Below are 12,548 nucleotides of genomic sequence, written 5' to 3'. Positions count from 1 at the left end.
CGAATTACATTTGATAATTGCCATCAGCGAAGATGCTCGCCGGGCTGGCCGGTGAATACTTTCACCAGGTCATAGCTCTACTATGCGGTGAATCTATTCACCAGGCAATAGAGTTTGACCAAACTACAACACCGAAACGGCTATTAATAACAGGGGTGGAAGATCGCGGTTGTTTGGCACATTTTATTCACCACCCGGCACGGAATTTTCGGTAGATCATGACGCCGCCGATAACCAGAGCGATGACCCCCAGCACCCCGATGATGATCGCCAGCGTCGGCCAGATGGATTCGATGACGCCCACTGCGCAGTAGACCGCGATGACCCCGACCAGGACGCTGATGCAGCCCTTCTTGAACTTCTCGGCCATGTTCAGTTCGTCGCTCATGCTGGCCACCGCCGTACCCACTCGATCGCCTCGGCCGCGACAATGGCTCCGAACTCCATTGCCAGCAGACTGCTGGCCGGTGCCGCATCGGCCCGCTCGCCGGCGTAGCGCTGGATGTCGCGGGTGAGGCGCAGACTGCGCCTCACCACGAAATTGACCAGCTCACTGCATGTTTCGAGGTCGTCACCGGGTGGCACCTTCGGCTGCAGCTCGTTCAACACGACACGATGGTTGCGGATGATCATGCTCACCACTCCCCACCGAGCTCGTCATCAAGATCGACGGCTGGGACGACCGCAGGTATCGCGGTGTCACCCCTCAGCTTGGCGTCCGATTCCTCGCCGTTGTACGGATCGGTGATCTTTTCGTCCGGCGCCATCCGCTTAAGCAATGCGTCCAGCATCGAGGTATCGACCGTGGCGTCGGGCAACAGCAACCCGCGCAGCGGATTGTCGTGCTGGTCGATGAGTTCGGCCTCCGGACCGCAGCCTTGGTGATAGGAACGAGCCAGCAGCCGCACCTGATCCGCGCCTTTGATCGCCTCGCCCATCTTGGCGATGGTGGTGGCGTATACCTGTTCGCCCTTGACGCGCAGGACCTCCAATTCGGGGATCAGCGCGTCGATCTGGCGCTGGAACTCCACCCGCTGTCGTTCGATCGGTTCCAGTTGCGCGGCCAACTGCCCGATTTCGTCGGTCAAGAGCGACCCGTCCCGGTAGTACACCGCGAAGACGACCACGTTCACAACGATGACGACGACCGCGAAGAAGACACCCAAGATGACGGCACTGCCGATCCCATTGCCCGCGGCCACGCTGTCGGCGACGATCCGATACGCCATCACGATTCCGGCGCCGATCGCCAACGCGGCCGACAAACCGATGAAGATCAGCGGGATGATCTTCGCCGTGCCCTCGGGCAACGTGATGTGCCCGTCCGCGTCCTTGTAGCCCTTGACGTCCCGGCCGAAGAACTTCAGGCCGACCGCCACGGCCGCAGTGCCGAGCAGTGCGAAGACGACGCTGGTGATCAGTGGTATCAGGCTCTCGCCCCAGGCTGCGCCGTCACCGGCCGCTAGGCCAGCAAGATCAACATTGAACACCTGCGTCACGAAGTACAGCAGGACCGGGAAGTCCAGTAGCGAGGCGATAATGATCAGGCGATGGAACCGGGCGGGTACCCGCCGATGCTTGAGGCTGCCCGCATCGCGCTCCTGTTCCACGGTGGCGGCGACGGTTTGCATGCGGCTGGTAGCGCTGCTGGCGGACAGCACCTCGCCGTTGGCCCCGCAAACCGGTGCCTGATCGAGCCGCGTCAGCGCCACGCGTCGCCCGGCAATGTCCGCTGTGACGCGCTGGTACTGATCGACCACCTCGGCCAACCGCGCGGCACCCTGGTCGCGCAGCTTGGCACCCCCGGCCATGCCCTTGCTCATGACCAAGGCTTCGAGGTTGCTGAACGTGGAAGCGGCACGCTGTGCGCCGATGCGCCACTGTTCGGACACCAAGGCGAGCACCATGGTCAGCCAGGCCAGGGGAATCGGGCCGCGCCCGATCAAGGAGGTGGCGATCTCCTTCTTCGGCACCGACTTTGGGTCGTAGGGCACCTCGGCGGCGATTGGCGGGTCAGTCAGCTTGCGCAGCGTCACGGCTGGACGCTGCTCGGGATGACGGCCGTTCGGCCTGGTGGTGATGGTCATGGGTGGACTTCCAATCTGGTTGGCGGAAAAGGACTTCGGAAACGGATCGGGCATCAGCGACCGGTCCGGTGAAAGGTCAGCTCGACGCGGCGGTTCTGCTGCGCCTTCGCTTCGTCGAACAGACCGGCGGTGAAATTCGGGATGACCGGTTCACTGGCACCGCGGCCGGTGACAGCACCGAGCTGCACGGGCGGCAGGCCGAGGGCAATGAGCCGATCCGCCATTGCACGGGCGCGGCGTCCCGCGAGGTCGTCGCGGTCGTCACCGACGCTGGTGTCGGCGATGTGACCGGCAACATCGATGGACTGGATGTCACAGCGGGCGGCGGCTTGCACGATCGGACGGAGGGCATCGTCGGCGTTCGCCGGCAAGATGGCGCTCCCCGGGGAGAAGTGCAGGACGGAATCCGAGAGGTTCAGCCAGACTGGGCAACCGCTCTCGGTGATGGCAGTCGGCACCGGCACGACCGGCACCGGCAGCGTGGACAGCGGCTGTGCCGCGGTCGGCACGTCATGCGCGACGGTGCAACTGGCCGCCTGCGCCCTCTGGCAAATGCCGGTCCACAACGGTTCGACAAACAGTCGTGCAACCGGCGGCAAGCTCGGTTGCGATCCGGCGGCGACGCCCAGGCCGTGGAACGTCACGTGACGGCCTGCAAGGTCAGGCAGATGCCCTTGCCTCGCAATGCTGTCAATAATGGCGTCCGCGTTGGTGTTCCAGCCGAGGATGCGCAGGTCCATCGGGGCCTCCGTGCTGATGCCGGAGGAGATGATGTGCAGATCGCCGGGCAGTTGGCTGGCACGGTCGAGCAACGACAGCAGATTCAGGCCCGGAGTATCTGCCTTCAGGTTCACCGCTGTGGCGGCGATTTCCTCAAGGGCAGTGTCGATCTGACGCTCAGCATCGGCGTGCGCGTGCTGCACCTGCCTGCTGCCGGGACGGAGGGGTGTCAGGTCGATGGCGGTGATTTCGCCGGTGGCCGAGGACACCACGCGGACGGTGGCGTCGCCGGCCCGCTTGGAGCGTTTAGCCATCGTGGTCAGTTCCTCCACCACCGAATCCGGCAGGGCCGGTCGGGGTTCGGCGCTGGTGGCGGTGACGACGAGGGTGATCGCGGACGCCGATGTGTCTGCGGGTGCCGATGCGCAACCGATCACGCCGAGCAGACCTGCTGGGGCTATGAGCATCACTACGGTGGTGGTGAGGCTGGTACGGGTGAGATGAGTTATCCGGGCGGCCAGCGTGGGCGTCGGCATTGCTGTGGGTGCGGCCATGCGAATTCTCCTTCTAGAGGGAACGATTGACGCCCTCCATCTTCGGACCAAAAAGTGGGCTGAACTGCGCGGATGCTGAGTAGCAAAAGTGGGCGAGACTGGGCGCGGTCCTTGGTAGCGGAGGATGCGCGATCCGGCCATGCTTGCCACCCGCCGGTGAGGCATGATCTGAGGCATGATCTGAGGGTGACTGACAGCCCGCAGCTGCCGTCGATCGACGCAGTTCGCCAGAATCTAGTGGTCGTGAGAAAGAAGGGGGTGAATTCGATTGGGCAGGTGGAGGTTCCTGCACTGCGCCGATGTGCTATCGCGGCCGGATCGGGTGACTCAAAAACGACCGCGAAGGACCTGGAAAACGTAATTACATCGAGTATCGATAGGCTCGACATAGATGGCGAACGGGACGCGCTGAACATACTGTTCGGAATACGGTCCGAGGTTCGACGAACATCATTGACGGTCCGCCGCGAGAAGGCGGCTCGTGTACTGTTTGTGACCGCCGATGGATTTAGGCGGCACAAGGAATATCCGTTGATAAAAAAGCTAGCCGAATCCATCAGCGAATATTGCGAAGAGCGACTAGCTCATAGCACCGCCAAGAAGTCTGCAAAATCGGATGGCGACAGCGGCGCGAAAAGAAGCGGAAAGAACAGCACTTCTCAGACGAGTAGCTCAGCATGGGCACGCTGGTGGGCAAGGGTAAACAGAAGAATTGATCGTTCAGCGCGAAGGCTCGCACGCTCTCCCAAATGGGCGGTGTTTGTCGGCTTGCTGACTGCGCTCGCCGCAGTTGCCTCGATAATTGCAGTTGTTATCCGGGACGCAGCATCGCAAACGCCTGTCCAAACTGACGTTATCTATGTGGCGGGGCATAGATTCTTCGACTTCCCGTACGAGAGCACACCCGGGGAAGCTTTTTGTGGAAATTCTCCGGCATCCAACCGTTCGGATGCCTATCTGTGTCTCATACCTGGACCGGATGGTACGACCCGCATAAAATTAGATCCATGCTTCGCTGTCATACAAGGCGCAGTTGCATGCCCAAGCCTAGGTCGAGAAAAGAAGTACACCAAGTGGCATGCACCCGTCGTAGCAATGCCTGAAGTAAACGCCGTGCCACCTTGGGTCGAGCCGTGGCCCTATGAAGTAATTCTAAACGATGGAACATCGTGTCTTTCAATCACGGGGTTAGTGATATCGACTCCAGAGGCGAACACGCACGAGATGATATTTGGCGCAAACGAAGAAACTCCGAATAACCCGATTTTTCGATGCGATATCCAGCCATCGCCAGTCGTGGCATTTGGTTGGACGTTCGCAGACGATGGCCTACTGGAGACGGTCAAGTGGATCGAAGACCCGAAATACTACAAATCACAAATCGGTGGCCTTTCTCTTGAGAATAGCGTATATTATGGCCTGTATTCCCCGTCTCCAGGTGCATCATTTGGAAGGGTTTCTATCGCGACCGTAGTGGTCTGATTATTGACAGATAATACAAAATATGATACAATTAAATAACCGTTGGCGTCAGGCTCCTAGCGTGCCGCTTGCGGTCGTCGGCATTCCCGTCGTGACCCCTAGCTTCTAGCTAAGGTACTCGCCTCGGAGGCTAATATGGCGGCGATTATCCGTTCCTTCACCCAACGCTGGGAAGATTGGCGCTACACCTGGCTGGCTGTGTTCATCCATGCCGCGTACGAACCGGCGCTGTTCACGGCCAAAATCCTCGTCCTCGCGCTGCTGTGGGGTGATCTGTCACCCCTGTGGCGGCTGCTGATCATCGTCGGAGCTTGCTGCGTAATGCTGAGCTTCGTCAAGACGATCAACTGCTTCCGGTATCGGCTGGATGAGCATGCCGAGCGACTCGATCTGGCCGAGGACTACTTCGCGACGATGATCCGGCTTGAGGATTAACTGGCAGAAATGCCACGATCCGATCGCGGCAAGCCACCTCGGCGCTAGTGTCAAATGAAGGGGCAGGGCCGTATTGCGATTCGCAGTACGGCCCTCTTTCAATTCACTCTACTTGTGGAAGAAGCGCGCTGCCCGCATCAACGCTGTATCAGTTGAGCCTGGTGCTATCTGCGGGGCTCCGGGCGACTCGAACTACCACGGCATCTGCTGCACCTCGACGCCGAGATCTACGAATCCTGGTGGCAGCCACCGCCGGCATCGACCGCGGAGCTGGGCGACAAGCCGATCGTTGTTACCCATGACGGACAGAAGTACTGGGCCGTTCCACCGAACGTCAATCGCGATGCGGTTCCGCTCACGCTGCCAAACAACATGATGACGTGGGACGGGTTCGCCAGTAGTTGGCCCTACGTGGTCCTTGAACCAGGGCAAACCCGCGTTCAAGCCCCTTCGCCATCAGCCGAACGGGCGGGCTGTGCAGGAAGGCAATCTGGTGTTCAACGTTCCGATAGCCGGGCAGCGTTGGCCTCAAAGGACTCGTGCTCTTGGACCCGGACGATCCCACTAAGGTCCTGGCCTTCAGTGACAAGAAGCCCTGGCCCGACCCGACAGATCTGAGCTCGTTTTAGCCACCCGAGAGGTACGCGCCATGTGGTCAGCCCAGGGCCGACTTTATGTACATTGCCCCCGGTCGATGCCGACTGCATGTAGCAGGTGATCGACTACTACAGGCGAATGCGCTGCGTCGAACGAGTCTATTGATTGCTTCTGCGGATATCGGCCAACCAGCTTCTATCGACACATCTACAGCCGATACCCACACCTTGTCTGCTACCCTAGAATTGGGGAAATATATGCCCTATGGTAATATAGTCATATGACAAACGCCCCCATTCGCTCTGACGCCGATATCGCTGAATTGTCTTCAACGGTCTTCCGTGAAGGCCTGGAAGTTATTTCGAATATTCTACCCGAAGTGGCCACTGCCATTACGGGTGAGCTTGAAGATCAGCGGCGCCAGTTGAAGCTGATTGCAAGCGAGAACTACAGCTCGTCAGCTGTGCAGATAGCAATGGGTAACTGGCTCACCGACAAGTACGCCGAAGGCGCGCCGGGCAAGCGCTGGTATGCGGGGTGTGAACACGTAGACACAATCGAATCGTTGGCCGTCGACCTGGCCAAGCAACTGTTCTCGGCCGAACATGCCTACGTCCAGCCGCATAGTGGGGCGGACGCAAATCTGGTGGCCTTCTCGGCCGTGCTGGCCAAGAAGGTCGAAGAGCCGTTTCTCGCTGCGCTGGGTGTCAAGGACAATCGTGAACTGACAGTAGAGCAGTTCCGTGAGCTTCGGCAGCTCCTGGCTGGGCAGAAGATGCTCGCAATGGATTTGAACTCGGGGGGACACCTGACGCATGGCATGCGGACGAATATGTCGGCGAGGATGTTCGACATCATTCCCTACGGCGTGTCGGAGACGACGGGCCTGATCGACTACGACGAGGTTCGTCGCATCGCACTGGAAACCCGCCCGCTGCTCATTGTGGCCGGCTACAGCTCGTATCCCAGGATCATCGACTTCAGTGAGTTCCGGAAGATCGCCGACGAAGTCGGTGCGGTGCTGATGGTAGACATGGCCCACTTCGCGGGGCTTGTGGCTGGAGGCGTCTTCTCGGGAACCGCCAATCCGGTACCGTATGCCGACATCGTCACCTCGACGTCGCACAAGACGCTGCGTGGACCGCGTGGCGGCTTCATTTTGTCGCGTGCGGAATTCGCCGATGTCATCGACCGCGGTTGTCCTATGGTTCTCGGCGGCCCGCTGCCTCATGTTATGGCAGCAAAAGCCATCGCCTTCAAAGAAGCCCTCGATCCGAAGTTCAAGAGCTACGCCCAAGCCGTCGTCGCCAACGCCCAGGCACTCGCCGGAGCGTTGCAAGAACTCGGGGAAACCGTCCAAACTGGCGGCACCGATAATCATCTGCTCCTCGTTGATGTCAGGCAGTACGGCTTGACCGGGCGACAGGCAGAATCGGCGCTGCGCGCATGCAACGTGGTGGTGAACCGCAACGTGCTTCCCTTCGACCCCAATGGCGCCTGGTACACCAGTGGCATCCGCCTTGGTACCGCCGCCCTGACCACGCGTGGATTCACGAAGGAAGACATGCTCGTGATCGCGTCGCTGATTCACGAGGCGTTGTCGTCTATTCGCGTTGACGGCAAGAGCAAGGTCAAATGGGAACTTGACGATGCACTCACGTCCAAGATCAGGGCACAGATCGACCAGCTCACAGGCGATCATCCGCTCTATCCTGGGATCAACCTCGAAACCGTGTCGGCTTAATTTCGCCGGGGCCAGGGCGAATGATGCGTGGACCACCACGCAGGGTGACATCGCCCTGGCTACGTTGGCTCGATGCGGTGGCGGCTACCCGCTGGTCGCGTACGCCCGGCGGGCCTGCTGATAGGCAGACTGTGCGTCCGGATGAAAACGTAGACTATCGAGAATCAGACGATTGAGCGAGTAGAACGGCCATCGTAGGGGGCGGTCGATGTCGAGAAACAGGACGATCCGGTTCTCGGCTGTCCGGTTCCATGCGCTGTGCTCAAAGTAGTCATCAAATACGACGCAGCGGCCTTCGCTTAGCTGAATCGTTTGTCCGGCCACGGTCATTCCGCAGTCCCCGTCAGGAATTCGGAGAGGCAGCAGCACTCTGAGAACAGCCCTCGTGACACCTGTATGCGGAGATAGCTCCGTTCCGGGGCCGAAGACCGAAAACATGGCGGAACGACATCCCGGCAACATACCGATCATCGAATTGGCAATCGGAAAGCGCGTGGCAACTTCAGGGATTGCTCGCCCATACACCTTCAACGGTACGGCGAACCACTGCTGACCATTCGCCAGAGCGTTTTGACGACTTGAAATGTCCGATATATCGGCCAATTTACTGATCCTGTTATCCAGGAACTCCGCCGCTAGTCTCGGTGCCAACAATTCCGCTGCGGCAACCCAGGGCAATGAGTGGTGATCCCAGATCGGTTGTGACCCGCCCTCCAGGAAACTGATGGTCTTGGAGTGGGCAGTCATCAATCGTGATCCCATTTCTAAAGCCCCCGACCGACTATGGTAGTGAGCTTGTCGAACTCGCGGTCCACCATCAGCCAATTCATCCGTGTGAATTGTTGGCAGTCATCAATATCGAAGAAGCTAGGCCCCATCTTGATTACCCGTTCTTCGGAGGCAAGCGGGAGTTCGACAAATCCGAAGTATCCACTGTCGGCATCGAAGGGGTCCTTCGCCAGGCCGGCATCGAGAATAATCTGGCGCCGCGTAGCGATATAATCCAGCAATTCGGTATTGCTCCTGTCGCTCCCCAAGCTTTGCATGATCGCCGCGCCCGCGAGGGCATCGTAGCTGCAGCCCGAGCCGGAGGTGTTGGCGTAGGCGTACCGGAAATCTTCCAACCAACGGTGCGGGACAAGGCTGTACGAGAATCGAACACCGTGGGCGACAACAGCTTTCGTTGGGCAAATGGAGCGTATGGTCAGCGATGGATCGAGGCGAGCTGTTTCCTCCGCGACATTAGCGGAACCGAAGCGCATATATTGGAAAGCCCCGTCGACAACGACTGGCGATCCCCACTTCTGCTGCCATTCGTGTATCTGTTGAATCAAAACGCGGGGCACCGCCTTGCCCATAAACCAACGAGGACAACAGAGCAGTAGCGGGGAACGTTCTGGAGGCAACCTTAGTTCATCAATCTCGTTGCCGAGGAGTGCGCCGCCATTTACGGGTATTAGTTCTATGCCAAGTAGATCGGCGAGATAGTAGTACGTATAGTAGAGCGGCCGGACGTAATGTAGCCGAGTGTAGCCCCATGATTTCAGCATGGCCATATGCGCGGTGAGTAGCGGCGTCATTCCTGCACCAACAAATACGGCTTGCCCAGCAATGTTCTCACCTCGACGGGAATGAAATGCCCGGATCAAATTAGACAGCCGCTGGGAGTCGTTCTGAAAGTAGTAATCAAGAAGTTCCTTGCGGGAAGGTTCGCCCAGCGGCAATTGCAGCAAATCTTCCAGGAACGGGTTCGTGCAATACCAATCTCCGGGAACGGCTCTGTCACCCCGGTTCCTGCACTCGGTGTCTAGTTCCTTATGAGCGGCAAGGAGAATATCAAGTCCGGCCAGCGTCATTAGATGTCATTCCTCGATGCGATGATTTCTAGCTCGTCCACATACAAAAGTCCGCCGTGTCGGTTATAAAAGGAGCGGCCTTTGCGATTCGCATGGCCGATCACGCCAAAGATGCCGGGTACGGAGGTCGCTGCGGCACAGATCGCGTCGAACAGCTGGCCTGCTAAGCCTTGGCCTTGATGAGCGGGGTGTACCACCAAGTTGAACAGGATTACATACATTCCGTCGATCTTGGCGCGAACAAATCCTACTGGCATATCGTCACACCATGCGGACGCGACAATCGCATCGCGCGTAAATGATTGTTCCAAACGATCAGCGTCAATCGATGCCTCGTCGTGCCAGCCAACTTCGTTGAACAGATCTACGACCTGCGTCATAGAGAGTGTTCGGTCCAATGTCACGTGATATGTCTGCATTAGTCCTCCGCCCTTTCACTACTGAACGATTTCATCTCTTCTACGTAGCAGCGCATATGTGTCGTATGTGCTGTAGACACGGAGCATGCGGCGTCGCCCTACTGTTCCTGGCTCATATTCTGATCTTGCATGGAGTGCGGAATGATTGGAGAATACCAACAGTGACCCAGCCCTTAGCTCGATGCTGACGCCGAGATGTGGCTGGTCCAGCGCAGTCAAGAGATCGCCCAAGGCATTCTGTGCCTTTTCGCTCTGACATATGCGCCCGGCTATCGAGGCATCATGGAAGTACATACTCACGGTCGGCAGATCCGCAGCGCAAAGGAGGTGTCCATCGTTTCCAACAAATATCGGACCCGGCATAGACCACCTGCGAATATCGAGCGGTACTGGCTGCATCGAATAAGACACCGGGAAGCGAAAAGCAGATTCTTTCAACGCAGCGATGGTCGACAAAGATAACATGGAAGCCAGTTCGTCTGCCGCTACAATTCTAGTAATGACTGCCTGATTAGTTGGCGCCTCCATCCCCAACAAGATTATTGTTTCCGGTCGCAAATCCCAGTGCGACCATGAGCCGGAGGTAGGTGGGCCGAAGTCTGTATGAAAGCCCAGGGCCTGTTTTCCGACGCTACTTGTGGCCGATGCCGACGATATGGTGACATTCTGTATCAATTCAGAACTTTCCACCCGAAAGGCAAAGGGAGTTCCGTTGGCGGTAGCCGCGGAAATGAGCGATACTCGCGCGATTTCTTCAGGCACCGTTGATGTTGGGGAATCGGCGGTGACGAGGAGGCTCTTGGCTTGTCGCTCACTTAACGAAAGTTGCATTTCGGTTAGTGATCGCTGCCACTCGGAAGAGAATGCAGGTACCCCCAGATTGGCAGATTGATGTGAGCCCGATATTTGCATGATTGCGTTCCTTAGATGATCGGAGAGACCTTCTGTACGCAGTGCTCGATCCTCATACCATATCGAGGTCGACCGATCGGCAAGATGAGACGACTCTATGCTGAAATGCGTGCAAAGGCAGTATTATTGCCATAGATCCCCCTCGAAATCAGCGACAGCATTTTTGCGCGCTCCCTACAGGATAGCGAGTAGCGCCTGGAAACAGAAGATATTGTTTCGATGAAGAACCTAAGAATTTGCCAGCATAGATGCTTGTTTGTTTGCCTGGATATAGCTCGCGGTTTTCCATCAGAGCCGGTCCGTCCCTACTTCTGCCATGAGGAGTCCGGCATCGCGTGCCCGGCCTCGACCAGTACGCCAAACGCGACGGCCGAGCGCGGGCAGTGTTCCAACTGGCAGTTCCGGTGCAATTGCATCTCGCGGTGTGCTTGCTCGATGGTGAAGATCTCGGCCAACGGTCCGTCCGCGTGCACGAAGGTCCGATCTGTCAGAGCTCGATGCCGCCGCGGCATTGGCTGTGGCATATCATTTCTCGCACCCTGTGAACCTTCTCGTCATGACGGCGCCTGCCCGCGGGCGCTGCCCGTCGGCCATATGTCCGCTTTGCTCGGATCAGCAGCAGACACCAACCTCGCCGCCCCCTCTTCGGTCGCCTCCGCTGGCAGCCGCACCCTGCCCGCCATGACATCAGCGACTAAACGGTCGCAAGCCACCCCGTGGCCATGCAGGGCGATCATGTCCAACTCCGCCTGGATCGGTTCGCGTCGCCGTCGTTCGAACAGGAAATACTTCCAGGCCGTGGCACAAGCCGACGGCGATCCCCGGCCGGGCGAGATCGTCCTAGACTTGGCCCTCGCCCTCGCCCTCGCGATCTGTGGTGCGTTTTCGTCGGTAGCGATTGATTGTTCGCAGTGATAGGTCGTCTTTCACTGTTCTACGATGAACGACGGACGTTTCATAGCCGTTGGGTCAGGGCGGTTCGATACGGCGTTGTAAGTGAGATACACGACTGCTCTGCGAGCACCGGAAACATTGCCGGGGGATCCGTGAACGGTGGCCCCGACGAAGGCTATGACGCTGCCGGATTCGCCTGTGAATGATTTTTTAGGGCATTCCCGAAGTAGCTTGTCCATGAAGTCTTGGGGTGGAGGGTATTTCAGATTGACGCCGAAGTCTTCGTGCCAGGATGCATGCCCGCCGCCTTTGCCGATGGGTTTTGCCGACACAAGGCCTTCGGAGCCGAAGTACTTGTGTGACCCGGCCAGGACGGTCAACGGTCCGGCCTCAACCGGGACGTCATCGATGTAGACACCGAAGGTGACTGCTCTGGGGTGGGTCATGCCGTCGTCGCGGCACCAGGCTTGGTAGTCGATGTGCCAGTCCCATCCGTATGCGCCAGGAGCTTTCGGGTTCAGCTTGGTCTGGTATAGGTAGACTGGTTCACCGAGTATCGACTCGGCGGTGGATATGAACCGTTGATCCTTAACAAGCAGTTCATAGGATTGTCTCAGCCGGTGGATACCGAATATGGTTCTCGTGCTGTCCGACTCGGCCTCGTAAACGACGCCTGCGATGTCGGTATCGGCGAGGATTTCGGCCAGATCATCGCCCAATGATGCCATTTCCTCGCGTGAGAACCAGACTCCGCAATTAGTGGCACCCTCTTCGGTAAGGTCTCGTAGCCAGGTTTCACAGTCGGGGTGTTCAGGGTTGGAATCGCTAAATTTTGTCATGTCGACCCA

General features: G+C 58.4%; 13 protein-coding genes. 3 read left to right on the top strand and 10 right to left on the bottom strand.

Features of this window, described 5'->3' with window-relative positions:
• Nucleotides 1–187 precede the first annotated feature (187 nt).
• From NV348_RS24245 to NV348_RS24230, 4 genes are read right to left on the bottom strand one after another with little or no spacing between them, the layout of a single operon-like run.
• Nucleotides 188–388, bottom strand: a complete 201-nt coding sequence (locus NV348_RS24245; RefSeq protein ID WP_447148885.1) for a hypothetical protein — start codon at nucleotides 386–388, stop codon at nucleotides 188–190.
• Nucleotides 385–633 carry a hypothetical protein gene (locus NV348_RS24240; protein ID WP_447148884.1) on the bottom strand — a complete coding sequence of 83 codons (249 nt, stop codon included), beginning with the start codon at nucleotides 631–633 and terminating at the stop codon, nucleotides 385–387. The genes NV348_RS24245 and NV348_RS24240 overlap by 4 nt, the downstream gene beginning before the upstream one ends.
• A gap of 2 nt (nucleotides 634–635) precedes the next feature.
• On the bottom strand, nucleotides 636–2,087 hold the full coding sequence (locus tag NV348_RS24235; RefSeq protein ID WP_447148883.1) for a hypothetical protein: 1,452 nt from the start codon (nucleotides 2,085–2,087) through the stop codon (nucleotides 636–638).
• A gap of 53 nt (nucleotides 2,088–2,140) precedes the next feature.
• On the bottom strand, nucleotides 2,141–3,361 hold the full coding sequence (locus NV348_RS24230; protein ID WP_447148882.1) for an OmpA family protein: 1,221 nt from the start codon (nucleotides 3,359–3,361) through the stop codon (nucleotides 2,141–2,143).
• A 186-nt stretch (nucleotides 3,362–3,547) separates the two neighbouring features.
• On the opposite strand from NV348_RS24230, the gene NV348_RS24225 reads away from it, so the two are divergent.
• The 3 genes from NV348_RS24225 to NV348_RS24215 all read left to right on the top strand — a co-directional run bounded on the left by NV348_RS24225 (nucleotide 3,548) and on the right by NV348_RS24215 (nucleotide 7,619).
• The gene (locus NV348_RS24225) at nucleotides 3,548–4,843 is read left to right on the top strand and encodes a hypothetical protein (protein ID WP_447148881.1); all 1,296 of its coding nucleotides are present in this window, start codon (nucleotides 3,548–3,550) and stop codon (nucleotides 4,841–4,843) included.
• A gap of 135 nt (nucleotides 4,844–4,978) precedes the next feature.
• Entirely contained in the window at nucleotides 4,979–5,278 is a 300-nt protein-coding gene (locus tag NV348_RS24220; RefSeq protein WP_447148880.1) for a hypothetical protein, read from the top strand.
• A gap of 877 nt (nucleotides 5,279–6,155) precedes the next feature.
• Nucleotides 6,156–7,619 carry a serine hydroxymethyltransferase gene (locus NV348_RS24215; RefSeq protein ID WP_447148879.1) on the top strand — a complete coding sequence of 488 codons (1,464 nt, stop codon included), beginning with the start codon at nucleotides 6,156–6,158 and terminating at the stop codon, nucleotides 7,617–7,619.
• Nucleotides 7,620–7,703: 84 nt separating this feature from the next.
• On the opposite strand, the gene NV348_RS24210 is transcribed toward NV348_RS24215, so the two are convergent.
• The 6 genes from NV348_RS24210 to NV348_RS24185 form a co-directional block, all read right to left on the bottom strand.
• Nucleotides 7,704–8,366, bottom strand: a complete 663-nt coding sequence (locus NV348_RS24210) for an aspartyl/asparaginyl beta-hydroxylase domain-containing protein (RefSeq protein ID WP_447148878.1) — start codon at nucleotides 8,364–8,366, stop codon at nucleotides 7,704–7,706.
• Nucleotides 8,367–8,383: 17 nt separating this feature from the next.
• The gene (locus tag NV348_RS24205) at nucleotides 8,384–9,475 is read right to left on the bottom strand and encodes an aminotransferase class I/II-fold pyridoxal phosphate-dependent enzyme (RefSeq protein ID WP_447148877.1); all 1,092 of its coding nucleotides are present in this window, start codon (nucleotides 9,473–9,475) and stop codon (nucleotides 8,384–8,386) included.
• Nucleotides 9,475–9,855 (bottom strand): GNAT family N-acetyltransferase, encoded by a 381-nt coding sequence (locus tag NV348_RS24200; protein WP_447148876.1) that lies wholly within the window; start codon nucleotides 9,853–9,855, stop codon nucleotides 9,475–9,477. The genes NV348_RS24205 and NV348_RS24200 overlap by 1 nt, the downstream gene beginning before the upstream one ends.
• A 57-nt stretch (nucleotides 9,856–9,912) precedes the next feature.
• The gene (locus NV348_RS24195) at nucleotides 9,913–10,806 is read right to left on the bottom strand and encodes a TauD/TfdA family dioxygenase (protein ID WP_447148875.1); all 894 of its coding nucleotides are present in this window, start codon (nucleotides 10,804–10,806) and stop codon (nucleotides 9,913–9,915) included.
• A gap of 305 nt (nucleotides 10,807–11,111) precedes the next feature.
• Nucleotides 11,112–11,261 (bottom strand): hypothetical protein, encoded by a 150-nt coding sequence (locus tag NV348_RS24190; RefSeq protein ID WP_447148874.1) that lies wholly within the window; start codon nucleotides 11,259–11,261, stop codon nucleotides 11,112–11,114.
• A 471-nt stretch (nucleotides 11,262–11,732) separates the two neighbouring features.
• The gene (locus NV348_RS24185; RefSeq protein WP_447148873.1) at nucleotides 11,733–12,539 is read right to left on the bottom strand and encodes a phytanoyl-CoA dioxygenase family protein; all 807 of its coding nucleotides are present in this window, start codon (nucleotides 12,537–12,539) and stop codon (nucleotides 11,733–11,735) included.
• Nucleotides 12,540–12,548 lie beyond the last annotated feature (9 nt).

This window comes from Nocardia fodinahabitans, assembly GCF_052983615.1.
Note: the sequence above shows the minus strand (reverse complement) of the source record. Positions and strands in the feature narration are given on the sequence as shown.